An 18,883-nucleotide genomic window follows, 5' to 3' on the forward strand; every position below is an offset into this window, starting at 1 on the left:
CCCCAACATCCCCCTGCTCACCCAGGACGGCGACAAGGTGCGTTTCTTCGACGACCTGATCAAGGACAAAGTGGTGGCCATCAACTTCATCTTCACCGGCTGCGGCGACTCCTGCCCGGTGGAGACCGCGCGCCTGCGCCAGGTGCAGAAGCTGCTGGGTGAGCGCGTCGGGCAGGACATCTTTTTCTACTCCATCAGCATCGACCCCTACAACGACACCCCCGCCACCCTCAAGCGCTACGCCCAGAAGTTCGCCATCGGCCCCGGCTGGACCCTGCTCACCGGCGAGGCCGCCGACATCGAGCAACTGCGGCGCAGCCTGGGCCTGTACATCGAGGGCCTGGAGAACGGCCGCAGCAAGGACCACAACCTCAGCCTGATCATCGGCAACCAAGCCTCCGGGCGCTGGATGAAGGCCTCGCCGTTCGAAAGCCCGTACATCCTCGCCGACCGCCTGGCCAACAGCCTGCACAACTGGAAGACCGCCAGCGCCCAACGCCGCGACTATACCCAGGCGCCGGACATTCGCCCGCCGAGCGCTGGCGAACAGCTGTTCCGGACCCGTTGTTCCTCGTGCCATACCCTCGGCGATGCCGAGCGTGGCGTCACCCATGGCATCGGGCCAGACCTGCTTGGGGTGACCCGCCAGCGCGACGAGGCCTGGCTGAAACGCTGGCTGATGGCACCAGACCAGATGCTCGCGGCCAAGGACCCGTTGGCCATGCTGTTGTATGAGCAGTACAACCAGCTGGCGATGCCCAACATGCGCCTGGGCGAGACGGAGGTTGCCGCTTTACTGGGGTACCTGGACGAAGAAACCGCTCGGCTGCAGAAGCAGTAGAAGGCCTGCATGCCCTGTGGCACGGTACGCCGTCATGATGACGACCAGACCGGCCAGGCCAGCAGAAACCCCAAAAGGCTCAGGCACAGCACCATCCATCCGATAAAGATGGGTGGTGCAGCGCCCGTGCGTTGCCGGACACCACTGGACACCCAGATCACCGGCACCGTGCCTAGCGTGATCAACACCTACAACGCCATGACCAGGCCTGGCTGCATGGGTTGGTGGTGCCAAGCGGCCAACAAGGCAAAACCGGCGAACGCGATAACCATCCAGCCCCAACCGACCAAATGGATCAATGCCAGCAGCAACAGGCGCACGCCATCGTCCAGCTCGAGCCAGCGTCGGGAAAGCGCCACGCTGTGGTAGGACATGAACTGCCGGCGCGTGCTGTAGACAACGCCGACAAACAGAATGAGCAGCAAGGCGGCGCCGTAAAAACAAGCTGAAGCGATCAGGCTCGACATGGCAGGGCTCCTGAGTGCGCGCCGTCCGCTTGGTCAGGCGCAGGCGACGATGATGGCGCGAGGTTGCAACTGGCCGCTACTGGCAAAACTGCCAGGTCCGGCGCCAGGCGCGCGGCCCCTTGACCAACGTATCCAGCCCGCTCCATGCTCGAACGCTTCCACCCCACGCTCAAGGAATGACCGCATGAAGCTGGAAACACTCGCCATCCACGCAGGCTTCAGCCCCGACCCGACCACCAAGGCGGTGGCCGTGCCGATCTACCAGACCACCTCGTTCGCTTTCGACGATACCCAGCACGGCGCCGACCTGTTCGACCTGAAGGTCGCCGGCAACATCTATTCGCGCATCATGAACCCCACCAACGATGTGCTCGAACAACGCATGGCCGCCCTCGAGGGCGGAGTCGGCGCGCTGGCGGTGGCCTCGGGCATGGCGGCCATCACCTATGCTATCCAGACCGTCGCCGAGGCCGGCGACAACATCGTCTCGGTGGCCAAGCTGTACGGCGGCACCTACAACCTGCTGGCCCACACCCTGCCGCGCATGGGTATCACCACCCGCTTCGCCGCCCATGACGACATCGCCGCCCTCGAGGCGCTGATCGATGACCGGACCAAGGCAGTGTTCTGCGAATCCATTGGCAACCCTGCCGGCAATATCGTCGATATTGCGGCCCTGGCCGAGGCGGCCCATCGCCATGGCGTGCCGCTGATCGTCGACAACACCGTGGCCACCCCAGTACTGTGCCGGCCGTTCGAACACGGCGCCGATATCGTGGTGCACTCGCTGACCAAGTACATCGGTGGCCACGGCACCAGCATCGGCGGCATCGTCATCGACTCGGGCACATTCCCCTGGGCTGCTAACAAGGAGCGTTTCGCCCTGCTCAACACCCCTGACCCGTCATACCACGGGGTGACCTACACCGAGGCTTTCGGCGCCGCCGCGTTCATCGGCCGCTGCCGCGTGGTGCCGCTGCGCAACACTGGCGCGGCGCTCTCGCCGTTCAATGCCTTCTTGATCCTGCAAGGCTTGGAAACCCTGGCCCTGCGCATGGAGCGCCATACCGAGAACGCGCTTAAGGTCGCCCACTACCTGCAAGCGCACCCGCAAGTGGCCTGGGTGCAATACGCGGGCCTGGCCGACCATCCCGAGCATGGCCTGGCCCTGCGCTACACCGGCGGCAAGCCAGCGTCGATCCTCTCGTTCGGCATCCAGGGCGGGCAAACGGCCGGCGCGCGCTTCATCGACGCATTGCAACTGGTGGTGCGACTGGTCAATATCGGCGACGCCAAATCGCTGGCCTGCCACCCCGCGTCCACTACCCACCGCCAGCTCAATGACGAAGAGCTGGCGAAAGCCGGTGTGCCGCGGGACATGGTGCGCCTGTCGATCGGCATCGAGCACTGCGACGACATCATCGCCGACCTGGCCCAGGCACTGGAGGCCAGCCGCGGCTGAGCCATCCGCGCCCCACCCAATGCCGACGGCGGGCGCATGTTCTGCAAGCCTGGATACCCCGCAATGACCCTGCTTTACCTGAAACTGCTGGTCACCCCGCTGCTGATGTGGGCCATTTCCCTTGCCGCGCGTCGCTGGGGCAGCCTGCTGGGCGGCCTGCTTTCCGGCCTGCCGATCACCTCGGGGCTGGTGATGACCTTCCTGAGCCTGGAACAGGGCAGCGCCTTCGCCCTGAACGCGGTACCCGGCGCGCTGGGCGGGCTGGCGGCGGTGCAGGCCACCTACGCCTTCTACCTGTACGCCACGCGCAAGGTCGGGCTGGCACCGGCGGTACTGCTGGCAGTGCTGTTCTACGGGCTGGCGGCCTATGCCTTTACCCATTGGGGCAACCTGTATGTGTCGGTGGCCGTGGCACTGCTGCTGATCGGCGTGCTGATCCGCGCCAGCGGCCGTGAACCCAAGCCTGACACCCTGGCCCGACCGCGGCACCGTTATTGGGAAATCCCCTTGCGCATGGTGTCCGCCACCACTTTGCTGATGGTCACCACCAGCCTGGCCAGTTGGCTGGGGCCAGCCACCAGCGGCATGCTTGCGCCCATCCCGGTGATCGCCTGGCCGTTGATGGTGTTCGCCCATATGCAGGGCGGCCGGGCAGGCATGGCGGCGATGGTGCGGGGCAATGCAATTGGCGCGGTGGGGGTGATTGCGTTCTACCTGGCCGTGGCGGCACTGCTCGAGCCGCTGGGGGTTGCCGTGACCATCACCCTGGCGATGCTGCTGGCGGTGCTGTTGACCGTCGCCCTGGCCGCAGCCTTGCGCAGGGCCTGAGCCGCTGCTTGTTCCGCCATAGGGCCGACACTGCAATCGCGGGGCGAGCCCCCTCCCACAAAAGCCGCTGCAACAAAAAAGCCGCTTTCGTTTGCCCGAAAGCGGCTTTTGAAGGGCGCTCACTCCCCTTCGCCCTTCTCGCCCCGCACCACCGGCAATTGCCCGTCGAGCATCGCTTTGGCCAGCCCGCTGAGGTAGTAGGTGGCGCGCATCAGTGTCTGTGCCTCGCGTGGTTTAACCAGCGCCTGTTGCGTGAGGCCGGTGATCACGCCGAGGATGACCGAGGTCTCCTGCAGCACCTCCCGCGTTGGCAAGCCCGGTATCGCCTGTACCCAGTTGCGAATCGAATGTCGCCCGGCACGTGCCGCCAGGCTGACGATCTTCAATTGCCCCGGGCCTTTCGGCCAATCGTCCTTGTTCACTCGCTGCCCCCTGTAATACCCGGTAGGAAAATCAAGAGCCCGCCGCGCCCAGCGCCTGGTGCCGACCAGGCCAGCCCACGCGATCCGTGCGTGATGCTCTGCCCAGAAACCTGGTCGATCCGTGTTGCTGGAGCGCGACGGGCAGGGCGAGACTAAAGCCCACGCTCACCCCGCCACAATGGCCAAACGGGTGGAAATGGGCCTTTAGGAAATGGCCTACAGCAACGCCGGAATGCGGCATGTAGGAACGCTACCCCCCCCCTGCCCAGCGTCCGGACTTCGCGCTAGTGTGGTGTTTTGCAAATACACCCCATGATTCGCGAGTGTTTTTTGTGCAACAGCACACTAGGATGCCCCTTCGTCCCGCGGAGCCTGCCAGCACCATGCCCAGAACGAGCAAAGCCACCGACCCGTCCTACGAGCTGATGGACGACCACGAAGGCGCCTCGCTGATCTACCGCCAGCACGGCTTCCCCAGCCCGCTGGTGCGCTGGCACTTCCACAAGGAATACGAGCTGCACCTGATCGTCGCCAGCGCCGGCAAGGTGTTCATCGGTGACTACATCGGCAACTTCGCCCCCGACACGCTGTTCCTCACCGGCCCCAACCTGCCGCACAACTGGATCAGCCAGGTCGGCCCCGACGAGGTGGTGGGCAAGCGCGACATGCTGGTCAACTTCACCGACGAGGTACTCGAGGACGGCAGCCAGGTGTTCGCCGAGCTCACCCAGCTGGCCCCGCTGCTGGCCCGGGCACGCTACGGCATCGAGTTCCGCGACCCGGCACTGATCAAGGAGAGCCGCCAGCTGCTGCAACGCATCGCCGACAGCCGCGGCATGACCCGCCTGGGATACTTTTTTATCCTCATGGAACAGCTTGCCGCCTGCGATGACTACCAACTGCTGTCCACCGTCACCTCTTCGCAGCTGGCCGACGAACACAACGTCGAGCGTATCAACCGGGCGGTGGACTACATCTTCCAGCACTACGCCCAGGACCTGAGCCAGAACGAGGTGGCCGAGCACCTGGGCATGACGCCGACCTACTTCTCGCGGTTTTTCAAGCAGGCCGCCGGGCGCGGCTTCGTCGAGTTCGTCAACCGGCTGCGGGTGAGCAAGTCGTGCGAGCTGCTGGCCAAGGGCGAGCTGCCGGTGACCGAGGTGTGCTTCGAGTCGGGCTTCAGCAACCTGTCGAATTTCAACCGGCGCTTCCTGCAACTCAAGGGCATGACCCCTTCCGACTACCGCAGCCTGGTGACCCAGCGGCTGACCGAGCAGAACCGCACCTGAACACCGTGCGCAATCTCCTGTAGGAGCGGCCTAGTGCCGCGAAAGGGGCTCGCAGCGGCCCCAGGGTTTCGGCGTTAACGCATCAATCGCCGGGGCCGCTGCGCGGCCCTTTCGCGACACAAGGCCGCTCCTACAAGGGAATGCGCATAGCAAAAAAGTATCAGCCAAGGTGCAGGCGAGGCGTTGTCGGCGTCGTCGCGCAACGGTGTAATCCACCGCGAGCGACACAAAAACAATAACGTCTTCCCCGAGGGAGTTCACCGATGAACGACTCGATCAAGGCCTGCCTGGCCGCCGCCTGCCTCAGCCTGCCGCTGCATGCCCAGGCCGCCGGCACCCTGACCATCGCCACGGTCAACAACAACGACATGATCCGCATGCAGCGCCTAGCCAAGGTGTTCGAGCAGCAGCACCCGGACATCCAGCTCAAGTGGGTGGTACTCGAAGAGAACGTGCTGCGCCAGCGCCTGACCACCGATATCGCCACCCAGGGCGGCCAGTTCGACGTGCTGACCATCGGCATGTACGAAGCCGCACTATGGGGTGCCAAGGGCTGGCTGGCGCCGATGACCGACCTGCCCGCCGACTACAACCTCGACGACGTGTTTCCCTCGGTACGCAACGGCCTGTCGGCCAATGGCACGCTGTACGCCCTGCCCTTCTATGCCGAAGCCTCGATCACCTACTACCGCAAGGACCTGTTCGAGAAGGCAGGGCTGAGCATGCCCGAGCAACCCACGTGGACCCAGCTCGGCGAGTTCGCCGCCAAGCTCAACCAGCCCGATCAGGGCCAGTACGGCATCTGCCTGCGCGGCAAGGCCGGTTGGGGCGAGAACATGGCGCTGATCGGCACCGTGGCCAACGCCTTCGGCGCACGCTGGTTCGATGAGCAATGGCAACCCGAGTTCAGCGCCAGCGAATGGAAGAACGCGCTGAACTTCTATGTGAACACCCTCAAGCAATACGGCCCGCCCGGCGCCTCCAGCAACGGCTTCAACGAAAACCTCGCGCTGTTCAACAGCGGCAAGTGCGCGATGTGGGTCGACGCCAGCGTGGCCGGCTCGTTCGTCACCGACAAGACCCAGAGCAAGGTCGCCGACCAGGTCGGCTTCACCTTCGCGCCCAAGGAAGTCACCGACAAGGGCGCCACCTGGCTGTATTCCTGGGCACTGGCGATCCCCACCAGTTCCAAATCCAAGGACGCCGCCAGGACGTTCGCCACCTGGGCCACCTCCGAGGCCTACGGCAAGCTGGTGGCCGAGAAAGAAGGCGTGGCCAACGTGCCGCCCGGCACCCGCGCCTCGACCTACAACGACGCGTACCTGGCCGCCGCGCCATTCGCCAAGGTCACCCTCGAATCGCTCAAGCGCGTCGACCCCAACCACCCCACCCTCAAGCCCGTGCCCTACGTCGGTATCCAGCTGGTGACCATCCCCGAGTTCCAGGCCATCGGCACCCAGGTCGGCAAGCTGTTCGCCGCCGCCCTCACCGGGCAGATGAAGGTGGACCAGGTGCTGGCCTCGGCCCAGCAATCCACCGAACGCGAGATGAAGCGCGCCGGTTACCCCAAGTAACCCGCAGCGCCCCCCGACCGCGCCGAACCCCGGCGCGGTGACCGCCCCTTTTTGCTGCATACGGAGTCGCCATGAACACATCGGCCCTCGACACCCCGAGCCTCGCCACCGCGCGCCCCGGCAAACGCCGCGTCGGCCCCGGCTGGTTCCTGGTCAGCCCTTCGGTGGCGCTGCTGCTGTTGTGGATGATCGTGCCCCTGGGCATGACCCTGTATTTCTCGCTGATCCGCTACAACCTGCTGTACCCCGGCGAAAACCAGTTCGTGGGCCTTGAGAACTTCGCCTTCTTCGTCACCGACGCCGGCTTCATGCCCGGCGCCCTGAATACCCTGACCCTGGTCGGCAGCGTGCTGGCGATCAGCGTGGTGCTCGGCGTGCTGATTGCCGCGCTGCTGGAGGCCGGCGAGTTCTGGGGCCGCGGCGTGGTGCGGGTGCTGCTGATCTCGCCGTTTTTCATCATGCCCACGGTCAGCGCGCTGCTGTGGAAGAACCTGATCTTCCACCCGGTGTCGGGCATCCTCGCCGCCGTGTGGCGCCTGTTCGGCGCGCAACCGGTGGACTGGCTGGCGCACTACCCGCTGCTGTCGATCATCCTGATCGTCTCCTGGCAGTGGCTACCGTTCGCCATCCTGATCCTGATGACCGCCATGCAGTCGCAGGATCTGGAACAGAAGGAAGCCGCGCGCCTGGATGGCGCAGGCCCGTTGGCGATCTTCTGGCACCTGACCCTGCCGCACCTGGCGCGGCCCATCGCCGTGGTGGTGATGATCGAGACCATCTTCCTGCTGTCGGTGTTCGCCGAGATCTTCACCACCACCAGCGGCGGCCCCGGATACGAGTCCACCAACCTTGCCTACCTGATCTACAACCAGGCGCTGCTGCAGTTCGACGTCGGCATGGCCTCGGCCGGTGGCCTGATCGCCGTGCTGATCGCCAATATCGCCGCCATCGTGCTGGTCCGCATGATCGGCAAGAACCTCACCGCGCGCAGCTGAGGAGCCCGCCATGCTGACACTCAAGCAAACCCGCACCCTGAAGAACGCCCTGCTCGGCCTGCTGTGCTGGGCCATCGCCCTGGTGATCTTCTTCCCGATTTTCTGGATGCTGCTGACCAGCTTCAAGACCGAGCTGGACGCCTTCGCCACGCCGCCGCAGTTCATCTTCGCGCCGACGCTGGAGAACTACCTGCACATCAACGAGCGCAGCGACTACTTCGCCTACGCCTGGAACTCGGTACTAATTTCCTTCTCGGCGACCCTTCTGTGCATGCTTATCGCCGTGCCGGCCGCCTACTCCATGGCCTTCTTCGAAACCCGCCACACCAAGCGCACACTGCTGTGGATGCTGTCGACCAAGATGCTGCCGCCGGTGGGCGTGCTGATGCCGATCTACCTGCTGGCCAAGCAGTTTGGCCTGCTCGATTCGCGCCTGGCGCTGGTCATCGTCTACACCCTGATCAACCTGCCGATCGTGGTGTGGATGGTGTACACCTACTTCAAGGACATCCCCGTGGACATCCTTGAAGCTGCGCGCCTGGATGGCGCCGGCACCTGGCAGGAGATCGTCCGCGTGCTGCTGCCGATCGCCCGCGGCGGGCTGGCCTCGACCCTGCTGCTGTCGTTGATCCTGTGCTGGAACGAGGCGTTCTGGTCGCTCAACCTGACCTCGTCCGCCGCCGCCCCGCTCACCGCGCTGGTGGCCTCCTACTCCAGTCCCGAAGGGCTGTTCTGGGCCAAGCTCTCGGCCGTCTCGACCCTGGCCTGCGCGCCGATCCTGATCTTTGGCTGGATCAGCCAGAAGCAACTGGTGCGCGGGCTCTCCTTCGGTGCTGTGAAATGACTTCCCGCCACTCCCACGCCAATTCTGCTCTCGCCTCTGACAAGGACACCCACCATGGCTGACCTGAAAATCCGCAACCTGCACAAAGGCTTCGATGGCCACGCCATCATCAAGGGCATCGACCTGGACGTGCGCGACCGCGAGTTCGTGGTGTTCGTCGGCCCCTCCGGCTGCGGCAAGTCCACCCTGCTGCGCCTGATCGCCGGCCTCGAGGAGGTCAGCAGCGGCAGCATCACCCTCGACGGCGCCGACATCACCGACACCGCCCCGGCCAAGCGCGACCTGGCCATGGTGTTCCAGACCTACGCCCTGTACCCGCACATGACCGTGCGCAAGAACCTGTCGTTCGCCCTGGACCTGGCCGGTGTCGCCAAGCACGAGGTCACCGCCAAGGTCGACAACGCCGCGCGCATCCTCGAGCTGCAACCGCTGCTCGAACGCAAGCCGCGCCAGCTGTCCGGCGGCCAGCGCCAGCGGGTGGCGATCGGCCGTGCCATCGTGCGCAACCCGAAGATCTTCCTGTTCGACGAGCCGCTGTCCAACCTCGACGCCGCCCTGCGCGTGCAGATGCGCCTGGAGCTGGCGCGCCTGCACCAGGAGCTGGCCGCGACGATGATCTACGTGACCCACGACCAGGTCGAGGCCATGACCCTGGCCGACAAGGTGGTGGTACTCAACGGCGGGCGCGTCGAGCAAGTGGGCTCGCCGCTGGAGCTGTACCACCACCCGGCCAACCTGTTCGTCGCGGGGTTTCTCGGTACGCCGAAGATGGGCTTCCTGCGTGGCCACCTGAGCCGTAACCAGGGCAGCCAGTGCGAGGTGGCACTCGAATGTGGTGCGCGCATCGCCCTGCCGTTGTGCGCGGGCGAGCTGCACACCGGCAGCCAGGTGACCCTGGGGATCAGGCCCGAGCACCTGAGCATCAGCCCGGTGTGCCAGGGTGCGCCGGGGTCGCTGCAGGTGACGGCCGATGTCAGCGAGCGGCTGGGCAGCGACAGCTACTGCCATGTGCGCGCCGCGTCCGGCGAGATGCTCACCGTCCGCGTGCGCGGGGACTTCGCGCCGGCCTTCGGCGAGGCCCTGGAGCTGACCTTCGACCCTGCCCACTGCCACCTGTTCGACAGCAACGGCCAAGCCCTCGACAAGCGCCTGCAACAGGCGGCCTAAGGACCTTCAGGATGAAACTCAACCAACACAACCTCCCCCGCCTGGCGGTCGCCCGCCCCAGCTACGACCCAAGCCAATTGCGCCAGGGCATCGTGCACATCGGCGTCGGCGGCTTCCACCGCGCCCACCAGGCCGCCTACACCGACGCCCTGATGAACCTGGGCGAAGGCCTCGACTGGGCCATCTGCGGCGCCGGCCTGCGCCGCGAAGACCGCGCCATGCGCGATGCCCTGGCCGCGCAAGACCACCTCTACACCCTGTTCGAACTGGGTGACCAACCCGACACTCAAGTCCGCGTGATCGCCGCGATCAACGGCATGCTGCTGGCCGAGGACGGCGCCGAAGCGCTGCTGGCCAAACTGGCCGAACCCAACATCCGCATCGTCTCGCTGACCATCACTGAAGGCGGCTACTGCATCGACGACAGCACCGGTGAATTCCGCGTCGACCTGCCGCAGATCCAGCACGACCTGGCCAACCCGCAAGCCCCGCAGAGCGTGTTCGGCTTCCTCTGCGAAGCCCTGCGCCGCCGCCGCGAGGCCGGCAGTGGGCCCTTCACGGTGATGTCCTGCGACAACCTCCCGCACAACGGCGACGTCGCCCGCAAGGCCCTGCTGGCCTTCGCCCACCTGCAGAACCACGACCTGGCCCGCTGGATCGACGGCCACGTCAGCTTCCCCAATGCCATGGTCGACCGCATCACCCCGATGACCAGCCCCGCGCACCGCCAGCATCTGCTCGAGCGCTACGGCGTCGACGATGCCTGGCCGGTGGTGTGCGAGCCGTTTTTGCAATGGGTGGTGGAAGACAAGTTCGTCGCCGGCCGCCCGGCCTGGGAGCAGGTCGGCGTGCAGTTCACCGACGACGTCACGCCTTATGAAGAAATGAAGATCAAACTGCTCAACGGTAGCCACCTGGCCCTCACCTACCTGGGCTTTCTGCAAGGCTACCGCTTCGTCCACGAAACCCTCGCCGACCCACTGCTGCACCGCTACATGCGCACCTTCATGGACCAGGACGTCACCCCGCAACTGGCCCCGGTACCGGGCATCGACCTGACGCGCTACAAGCACAGCCTCACCGAGCGCTTCGCCAACCGCGCCATCGCCGACCAGCTGGAGCGCGTGTGCTCCGACGGCTCGTCGAAATTCCCCAAGTTCATCGTGCCCACCGCCAACCGCCTGATCGCCGACAACAAGCCCCTGGAGCGCGTCGCCTTGGTGGTAGCCGCCTGGGCCCTGTACCTGCGCGGCGAGGACGAACAGGGCACCCGCTACAGCATCCCCGACCCCCGCGCCGCCGACTGCCAGGCCCGGGTGGCGCAGCGCGACGGCCTGGCCGCCCGGGTGCTCGGCGACGAGGCGATCTTCGGCAGTGCAATCCCCGCATCCAAAGCCTTCGTCAGCGCCTTCGAGCGCCTGTACGACAGCTTGCGCGAAGTCGGCGTGAGTGAAACCCTGCGCCAGGTCCTCGGCGACTGACACGGAGGCTTTCGAAATGGACGGACTGTTCCTCGGCATCGACTGCGGCACCCAAGGCACCAAGGCCCTGGTGCTGGACGCCGGCAGCGGCCAGGTGCTGGGCCTGGGCAGCGCCGCCCATGCACCGCCCCAAGGTCGCGATGGCCGGCGCGAGCAGGACCCGGCTGACTGGCTGCAAGCCCTGCGCACGGCGGTGTCCGCTGCGTTGCGCGATGCCGGTGTGGATGGCCAGGCCATTCGCGCCTTGGCGGTGTCCGGCCAGCAACACGGCCTGGTGCTGCTCGACGCCCAAGGCCAGGTGCTGCGCCCGGCCAAGCTCTGGTGCGACACCGAAAGCGCGCCTGAGAACGCGGAGTTGCTCAATGCCCTTGGCGGCGCCCAGGGCTCGCTTGAACGCCTCGGGCTGGTGATCGCGCCGGGCTATACCCTGTCCAAGCTGCTGTGGACCAAGCGCCAACATCCCGAACTGTTCGCCCGCCTCGCCCATCTCCTGCTGCCTCACGACTACCTGAATTACTGGCTGACCGGTCGCGTCTGCACTGAGCCCGGCGATGCCTCCGGCACCGGCTACTACGATGTGCGCCGCCGCGCCTGGGCGCCTGATGTCCTTCAGCACATCGAGCCAGGCGAACGTCTTTTGGCTGCGCTGCCTGAGCTGGTCGAATCCGGCGATTGCATCGGCACCCTGCGCGCACAGGCCGCCACTGCCCTCGGCCTGAGCCCACAGACTTTGGTAGCCACTGGCGGCGGCGACAACATGCTCGGCGCCATCGGCACCGGCAATATCGCCCCCGGCATGATCACCCTGAGCCTCGGCACCTCCGGCACCCTGGCCGCCCATGCCGACCAGCCCCACCTCAGCGCCCAGGGCGAAGTGGCGACCTTCTGCGCCTCCAGCGGCGGCTGGCTGCCGCTGATCTGCACCATGAACCTCACCAGCGCCTGCGCCCTGGTGCGCGACCTGCTGGAACTCGACCTCGACCGCTTCACTGAGCTCGCCGCCCAAGCCCCGATCGGCGCCGACGGCCTGCTGATGCTGCCCTTCTTCGACGGCGAGCGCGTGCCCGCATTACCCGAAGCCACGGCCAGCCTACACGGCATGACCAGCGCCAACCTGACCCGCGCCAACCTCTGCCGCGCCGTGCTCGAAGGCACCTGCTTCAGCCTGCGTTACGGCCTCGACCTGCTGCGCGCCAGCGGCCTGCCAGGCAGCGAAATCCGCCTGGTCGGTGGCGCGGCGAAAAGTCCGCTGTGGCGGCAGGTGCTGGCCGACCTGCTCGGCCTGCCAGTGGTATGCCCCCAACAGACCGAAGCCGCCGCCCTGGGCGCCGCGATCCAGGCCGCCTGGAGCCTCGGTCGCCAACTAGGCCAGGGCGACAGCCTCGAAACCCTGTGCAAACGCTGCGTCGCCCTCGACGAAAGCACCCGAACCCTGCCCCGCCCGGCGCAACAGGCCGAGTACGAGGTCGCCTATCAACGCTACCGGGATCAACTGCCTGCGCGCTGAGCACAGGTATCCTGCCCTTATCAATCGTTCTGGAGAACTACATGTACCTGGTGTGTGGCGAGGCCCTGTTCGATGTCTTCAGCCTGGAAAACAGCAACCGCAGCAACGAGCTGGGGTTTACCGCAATTGCCGGCGGGTCGCCGTTCAACGTCGCCGTCGGCCTGCGCCGGCTGGGCGTGGAATCGGCGTTGTTCGGCGGGTTGTCCAGCGACTACCTCGGCGCCCGGCTGCGCCGGGTGCTGGAAGAGGAACGGGTGGACTGCCGCTACGTGGTGAACAGTGCTGCGCCGACCACCCTGGCCATGGTTGGGCTGGATGCCAATGGCTCGGCGCAGTATCAGTTTCGCGGTGAAGGGTGTGCGGATCGGCAGGTGATGCTGGAGCATCTGCCGGTGCTGGATGAGCGTGTGCGGGGGTTGCATGTAGGCTCGTACACCCTGGTGGTGCAGCCCGTGGCCGATACTCTGTTGGCGCTGGTGGAGCGCGAACGGGACCGGCGCTTGATCAGCCTGGATCCGAATGTGCGGCTCAATCCGCAGCCGGATGTGGCGCTGTGGCGGCGGCAGGTGGAAGCGTTTGCCGGACATGCGCATGTGATCAAGGCCAGTGAGGAAGACATCGGCATCCTCTATCCCGGTCGAGAGGCGCGTGACGTGGCCCGAGGCTGGTTGAACGAACGGTGCCGGCTGGTGTTCATCACCCATGGTGCTCACGGTGCCAGCGTGCATTGCGCGCATGGGTCATGGCAGCGGCCGGCGGATACTTCGTTGCCGGTTAGCGACACAGTGGGTGCTGGTGATACTTTCCAGGCTGCGGTGCTTGCCTGCCTGGCTCGCCTCGATGCAGATAGCCCGGCCGGCGTGGCGATTCTCACCCATGAAACCATCGATGCGATCCTCGCCTACGCGATCCGTGCCGCAGCGATCACCTGCTCACGAACAGGCCCGAACCTGCCCTATGTGCATGAACTACCACCGACATTCTGAGGATCAACCATAGTCTGGGAGACTTCATACGATGGTTTCCCATTCTCACAATTTCCCGAACCGCCCATCAAAATCCTGACTGAATGTATGCAAATGTAAAAAAATATGATGGCACTATGCCTCGTTAGCCGGCAAAATCCACACGTTCCCAACGGATTTGAAGGACCGGTTCCAATGACATGGCCAGTCATTCTGAAACTCGACAGCGCAGCCTATTCCCTCAGCGCGGTGCAACGAACCGCTTACGCCTTGGCTGACACAGTCGCGATTCAGATCGGCATTGAAGCTGACCAGATCAGCCTCACTGCCTTCCCTGCTAAAACGAAAGTCATGCTGCCTCAGGAGCAGGCACATTCGCTGATCCTCCAGCATTTAAATGACTTTGCCCTACGTGATCACATCAATCGTGAGACAGCTGGGTTGCGTGAGGTGCTGGCTCGAGCAGCGCTTGCTGGATGCGGGGTTTCGCGGTGACACTGATTGCGACCGACGCTAACAGCTACCGTCTGCTGCCCTTCCGCTTCATGCGCCTGAACACCGCAAATGGCTGCGACATTTTGCTCACCTCCGATACAGGCGAGTATCTGTACGTGAACGACGCGCAGTTACGGGCCCTCAGTTACTTCGACATAGAAGCAGGCACATCTTTTTACAAGGACCTGCTAGCTCGCCATTTCATTTACGAACCGACACGCCACGATCCTTTTCCCGAAATGGCGGCGCAATATCGCAGCCGCAAGGACTTTCTTTTCCAGGGGCCGGCCCTGCACTTGTTCGTTGTAACGCTACGCTGCAACCATACCTGCCAGTACTGTCAAGTTTCGCGCGCACCGCTGGGTGGCTCGGGCCATGACCTATCGGAAGCGGATGCACTCGCTGCCGTTGATCGCTTGTTCGAATCGAACGCTCCCGCCCTGACGGTAGAGTTCCAGGGCGGCGAGCCACTTCTGGCCTTCGAACGTGTACGCCAGATTGTCGAATGGGTAGCTGCACGAAACCTGGTCGAGCAACGGGATATTCAGTTCGTCATAACCACAACGCTGCACCACCTGACGGACGAAATACTCGACTTCGCAAAACAGCACAACATCCAGTTCTCGACTTCCCTCGATGGACCGGCGCCCTTGCACAATGCCAACCGCCCGACGCCTTCACGGGACTCTTACGAGCGCACCGTGGAAGGCATCAAACGGGTCCGCGAGCATCTTGGACACGACGCAGTCTCCGCGCTGACAACGTTGACCTCTCGAAGCCTTGAACAGCCTGAAGCTATCATCGACGAGTATGTAAAGCAGGGCTTTTCCAGCATTTCACTTCGACCGCTCAGCCCTTACGGGTTTGCCTCCAAGAGTGCACATCGCCTTGACTATCCGATTGAGCAGTACCTGACCTTCTACACGAAGGCTCTGACCTATCTGCTGAAGATCAACCAGCAAGGGACCTACCTGTCGGAGAGCTACACCAGCTTGCTGCTGAAAAATATCCTGACGCCCTTCTCATCCGGCTATGTCGACCTGCGCTCACCCGCCGGCGCGGGTACAGCGGCTCTGGTCTACAACTATGACGGTTACGTCTACCCGTCGGACGAGGCTCGGATGCTGCTGGAGATGGGCGAAAACGGTTTAAGGTTGGGCACAGTCCAGCAACCCTTGTCAGAACTTTTGGCCTCACCCGTCATGGAGGCGCTGCTTGCCAGTGGCGTCGCGGAGGCATTGCCGGGCTGTTCGGATTGCGCATTGGTTCCCTACTGCGGCGCAGACCCGGTCGAACATTATGCACGCCAAGGTGATCCGATCGGACACCGGTTGTTCAGCAGTTTCTGCAAGAAGAACATGGGGCTGTTAAAGCACTTGTTCGCCTTGCTACGCGACGGAGATGACAACGTCCAAAGGGTACTGCTGTCCTGGCTGAACAGGCGCTCATACAGCGATGTTCGCTTCCCAGGCTACAGGGGCTGAGGACGATGCTGCGCAAAGATACCCACTTCGAAATTCAATACCTGAATGAACCAAAGCTGCTCAAGGTCATCACCCTGGATGAGTTCATTGAGCAAGGAGTCGCAGTTTGCGCCGGTGCCACGCAATTCAATGATTTACTGCTCTGGCTACCCAGCGAAGATTTTGAGCGAAATCCACATCTGGTTTCATTGCCGGTGGGCGGCTTCCTGACCCCAGAGTCACTCACTAGCCCATTCGACAACGGCAGACTGCACCTGCATTCCCCCAAAAATCCGGATGTCGTTCAACCTGGTGATGTCATTGCCATTACCCCTGGCAATACATTGGTAAGAGTGCTCTATCGACGCGGATCAGACAGTAACCTGCTTTTCATGACGGATCGTTGCAACAGCCTCTGCCTGATGTGCTCACAACCGCCTAAAGATATTGATGACCGTTGGCATATCGAGGAAAACCTTCGACTGATCGACCTGATGGACGCGGGCGAGGAAAACCTGGGGATCAGCGGCGGAGAGCCCACTCTTTATCGTGATGGCCTGCTTGAGATTCTGGCCAAGTGCAAAACCGTTTTGCCACAGAAGTCCGTACACGTGCTCAGCAATGGACGGTTGTTCAAAGATCCGAGCTGGATCGCAGCCCTCGCGGCCCTGGGCCACCCCCAGCTGAGTTGGGGCATTCCGCTGTATGCCGACAACGCAGTCGACCATGACCATGTAGTTCAGGCCCCGGGCGCCTTCAGCGAAACCGTGCAAGGACTCTATAACCTCGCGCGCGCTAACCAGATCATTGAGATACGCGTGGTACTCAGTCGCCTGACCACACCACGCTTGCCTGAATTAGCCCATTACGTGTTCAGGAACCTCCCCTTCGTACGGCACGTTGCGTTGATGGGTATCGAAAGTACTGGTCTGGCCAGAAAGCACTACGAGGAGTTGTGGATTGACCCGCTGGATTATCAAGAAGCATTGAGCCAAACCGCCTATTTCCTCTTCAACCGTGGGATGCCGGTTTCGATCTACAACCTGCCCTTGTGTTTGATCCCACCCCACCTCTCACGATTCGCCCGCCAGAGCATCTCCGACTGGAAAAACCTGTTCATCGATACCTGTCAGCAATGCGCTGCCGTCAAACATTGCTCAGGGTTCTTCAAATCCCACACTGACCGCTGGCAGAGCCGCGGCGTACGACAACTATCGACCGAGGCCTTTAGCGCCTATGCAAGGAGTGCACAGTGAAACTGCTTGACCGCTGGAAAATCCTGATCAGTGGCATCACCTTGTTGCCAATGGCTGGTACCACATTGGCACAGGCGGGCCATACACCGCTCGCCGATGCGAACTGGCAACCAAACGACAAGCTGCAGCCTCCAGTCTTTGCCAATACGCTCAATGCCGCAGACGCAGTGAACATTTATGCGGCACATCGCTCGCACAGCTCACATCGGTCCCATAGCTCCCACAGCTCCCATTACAGCGGGTCCGGTGGCTATAGCGCACCTCGCTACTACAGCCCGCCCGCAACCAGCACACGGAGCTACAGTGCGCCGAGTACCTCGCACAGTACTTCAGGTAGCAATAGCCTTTATCAGTCGTCCGGCACTACTCCCGGAGCGAGCCCGGCTTCGTCAAAGACACGTGCGACCAACGAACAGAAAAGCAACCTGGTCAAGCGCGTACAGACTGCACTGATGGTTCGCCAGTACTATCAAGGCACAATTGATGGGGTCATGGGCAAGGCTACTCGTGGCGCGTTGATGGCCTTCCAAATGGATAGCGCACTGACCGTGAATGGCAGGATGGATACACCCACTCTCAATTCCCTGGGGATCAAGATTCCATAAACTTCGTCAGGTTAAGACTCCACCGCGAACTCGCTCTAGCAACCGGTGAGTCCCAATGCAAGCCGTTAGCGGCAGGTTCTGATTACTGCGCATAAGTGATAAAGGCGCTTGGCCATTAGCACAAGCGCCCTAATCGACCCTACTCACCCAGCGCTCGTATAGTCCCCTCTGGATTACAAAAACCAGGAAAGGACTCCATGGGTCACAAACTTCCACCCCTCTGCCAATGGCTGGCCATCCTGGCCCTCACCTGCAGCACCCCGGCCCTGGCCGCACCCGCCTCCGGCGACTACTGGATCATCTACGGCAAAGGCGAACGCCTGCACAACGAGGTCTACGTCGCCGATGCCGCCGGCATCCTGCAAAAGCCCGGTGGCGTGCAATCGGCCCAGGTCATGCAGCTGTTCGAAGACCCGGCCTTCCCGACCCTCGCCGCCTACGAGGTGCAGGTCAAATGCAAACAGCGCCAGATCCGTCTGGACAGCGCCCGGGCGATACGTCGCTTCGACGGCGCCGTGAGGGATGTGAAAACCAACGCCAAAGACTGGGTCGCACCAAAGGACTACTGGTTGCAGCGCACCTTCGCCTTCGTCTGCGCCCCCGATAACCGCGCGCGCAACCAGATGCTGTCGATCGGCAAGATGCCGGCGGCGAAGATGGTCGCCACCATCCAGGCCATGTTCATCCAGTTGATTGGCGTCCAAGCCAACAGCCAGGCGGTGCAGGAGCTGGACGACATGCTGGCGAACACCCCACGATGAGCACACGCCCTCTGCTGTTCCTTGGCCTGTTGCTGCCTGCGCTGGCCGGCTGCATCCCGACCCTGCCGGAGCTGATGGCGGGCAACCAATGGCAAGGGCGCGACGCCAAGCAGGCCATCGACTTCTTCGGCCCACCCATGCGCATGGAGCCGTTGCCCGGCGGCGCTGGGGTGCAGTTGGGCTGGTACCGCGATACCACCTACGTGCAAAAGGAGGTGGTCGGCAGCACCGCCGAGATGCAAGGCAACGTGATGGTCCATACCAACTACTGGGATGACGTGGCCCACCCTGGCGGCTGCACGATTTTGATGTCGGTGAACAAGGCGCGGCAGATCAACGATTTCTCCACCAAGGGGCGCTGTAATGGCGTGAACCTAGCGCCCTAGCGGCTAGCCGAAACGCGGGAGCAGGCCTGTGGGATCGGGCTTGTGGGCGCGGACTTGTATGAGCGGACTCGTGGG

At 63.5% G+C, this 18,883-nt stretch carries 19 protein-coding genes; 17 read left to right on the forward strand and 2 right to left on the reverse strand.

Going from position 1 to position 18,883, the window contains the following annotated elements:
• On the forward strand, window positions 1–841 hold an 841-nt coding region (locus E3U47_RS24050; RefSeq protein ID WP_134694071.1), incomplete at its 5' end, for an SCO family protein.
• Window positions 842–1,029: 188 nt separating this feature from the next.
• Here E3U47_RS24050 and E3U47_RS24055 read toward each other — a convergent pair.
• Window positions 1,030–1,308, reverse strand: a complete 279-nt coding sequence (locus E3U47_RS24055; protein WP_134694072.1) for a hypothetical protein — start codon at window positions 1,306–1,308, stop codon at window positions 1,030–1,032.
• Window positions 1,309–1,492: 184 nt separating this feature from the next.
• Here E3U47_RS24055 and E3U47_RS24060 point away from each other — a divergent pair, with 184 nt between their 5' ends.
• Together E3U47_RS24060 and E3U47_RS24065 are read left to right on the forward strand one after the other, a co-directional pair.
• Window positions 1,493–2,770 carry a bifunctional O-acetylhomoserine aminocarboxypropyltransferase/cysteine synthase gene (locus E3U47_RS24060; protein ID WP_134694073.1) on the forward strand — a complete coding sequence of 426 codons (1,278 nt, stop codon included), beginning with the start codon at window positions 1,493–1,495 and terminating at the stop codon, window positions 2,768–2,770.
• Between the two features lie 63 nt (window positions 2,771–2,833).
• Window positions 2,834–3,598 (forward strand): hypothetical protein, encoded by a 765-nt coding sequence (locus tag E3U47_RS24065; protein ID WP_134694074.1) that lies wholly within the window; start codon window positions 2,834–2,836, stop codon window positions 3,596–3,598.
• 119 nt (window positions 3,599–3,717) lie between these two features.
• Here the strand turns inward: E3U47_RS24065 and E3U47_RS24070 are convergent, their stop codons facing one another.
• Window positions 3,718–4,020, reverse strand: coding sequence for a DUF3077 domain-containing protein (locus E3U47_RS24070; RefSeq protein WP_167659531.1), 303 nt, complete (start codon window positions 4,018–4,020; stop codon window positions 3,718–3,720).
• Between the two features lie 383 nt (window positions 4,021–4,403).
• Between E3U47_RS24070 and E3U47_RS24075 the strand changes: the two genes are divergently transcribed.
• The 14 genes from E3U47_RS24075 to E3U47_RS24140 all read left to right on the forward strand — a co-directional run bounded on the left by E3U47_RS24075 (window position 4,404) and on the right by E3U47_RS24140 (window position 18,808).
• Window positions 4,404–5,309, forward strand: coding sequence for an AraC family transcriptional regulator (locus E3U47_RS24075; RefSeq protein WP_134694076.1), 906 nt, complete (start codon window positions 4,404–4,406; stop codon window positions 5,307–5,309).
• Window positions 5,310–5,572: 263 nt separating this feature from the next.
• Complete coding sequence (locus E3U47_RS24080; RefSeq protein WP_134694077.1) at window positions 5,573–6,883, forward strand: sugar ABC transporter substrate-binding protein; 1,311 nt, start codon at window positions 5,573–5,575, stop codon at window positions 6,881–6,883.
• A gap of 71 nt (window positions 6,884–6,954) precedes the next feature.
• Window positions 6,955–7,878, forward strand: a complete 924-nt coding sequence (locus tag E3U47_RS24085; RefSeq protein WP_038705865.1) for a carbohydrate ABC transporter permease — start codon at window positions 6,955–6,957, stop codon at window positions 7,876–7,878.
• A 10-nt stretch (window positions 7,879–7,888) separates the two neighbouring features.
• Window positions 7,889–8,722 (forward strand): carbohydrate ABC transporter permease, encoded by an 834-nt coding sequence (locus E3U47_RS24090; protein WP_046856056.1) that lies wholly within the window; start codon window positions 7,889–7,891, stop codon window positions 8,720–8,722.
• Between the two features lie 54 nt (window positions 8,723–8,776).
• Window positions 8,777–9,889 (forward strand): ABC transporter ATP-binding protein, encoded by a 1,113-nt coding sequence (locus E3U47_RS24095; protein WP_134694078.1) that lies wholly within the window; start codon window positions 8,777–8,779, stop codon window positions 9,887–9,889.
• 11 nt (window positions 9,890–9,900) lie between these two features.
• The gene (locus tag E3U47_RS24100) at window positions 9,901–11,370 is read left to right on the forward strand and encodes a mannitol dehydrogenase family protein (RefSeq protein ID WP_134694079.1); all 1,470 of its coding nucleotides are present in this window, start codon (window positions 9,901–9,903) and stop codon (window positions 11,368–11,370) included.
• Window positions 11,371–11,386: 16 nt separating this feature from the next.
• On the forward strand, window positions 11,387–12,877 hold the full coding sequence (gene xylB / locus E3U47_RS24105) for a xylulokinase (protein WP_134694080.1): 1,491 nt from the start codon (window positions 11,387–11,389) through the stop codon (window positions 12,875–12,877).
• 41 nt (window positions 12,878–12,918) lie between these two features.
• The gene (locus tag E3U47_RS24110; RefSeq protein WP_134694081.1) at window positions 12,919–13,863 is read left to right on the forward strand and encodes a carbohydrate kinase; all 945 of its coding nucleotides are present in this window, start codon (window positions 12,919–12,921) and stop codon (window positions 13,861–13,863) included.
• Window positions 13,864–14,037: 174 nt separating this feature from the next.
• Complete coding sequence (gene hxsD, locus E3U47_RS24115; RefSeq protein WP_094010393.1) at window positions 14,038–14,337, forward strand: His-Xaa-Ser system protein HxsD; 300 nt, start codon at window positions 14,038–14,040, stop codon at window positions 14,335–14,337.
• Entirely contained in the window at window positions 14,334–15,821 is a 1,488-nt protein-coding gene (gene hxsB / locus E3U47_RS24120) for a His-Xaa-Ser system radical SAM maturase HxsB (protein ID WP_134694082.1), read from the forward strand. The genes hxsD and hxsB overlap by 4 nt, the downstream gene beginning before the upstream one ends.
• 5 nt (window positions 15,822–15,826) lie before the next feature.
• A complete protein-coding gene (hxsC, locus tag E3U47_RS24125) occupies window positions 15,827–17,056 on the forward strand; it encodes a His-Xaa-Ser system radical SAM maturase HxsC (RefSeq protein WP_134694083.1) in 1,230 nt (409 codons plus the stop codon).
• Window positions 17,053–17,661: a His-Xaa-Ser repeat protein HxsA gene (gene hxsA / locus E3U47_RS24130; protein ID WP_134694084.1), complete on the forward strand. Its 609-nt coding sequence runs from the start codon at window positions 17,053–17,055 to the stop codon at window positions 17,659–17,661. The genes hxsC and hxsA overlap by 4 nt, the downstream gene beginning before the upstream one ends.
• 197 nt (window positions 17,662–17,858) lie before the next feature.
• Window positions 17,859–18,422 (forward strand): hypothetical protein, encoded by a 564-nt coding sequence (locus tag E3U47_RS24135; RefSeq protein WP_134694085.1) that lies wholly within the window; start codon window positions 17,859–17,861, stop codon window positions 18,420–18,422.
• The gene (locus tag E3U47_RS24140) at window positions 18,419–18,808 is read left to right on the forward strand and encodes a hypothetical protein (RefSeq protein WP_134694086.1); all 390 of its coding nucleotides are present in this window, start codon (window positions 18,419–18,421) and stop codon (window positions 18,806–18,808) included. Before E3U47_RS24135 ends, E3U47_RS24140 begins: the two co-directional genes overlap by 4 nt.
• The last annotated feature ends 75 nt before the right edge of the window (window positions 18,809–18,883 follow it).

This window comes from Pseudomonas sp. RIT623 (assembly GCF_004519305.1).
Classification (GTDB): Bacteria; Pseudomonadota; Gammaproteobacteria; order Pseudomonadales; family Pseudomonadaceae; genus Aquipseudomonas.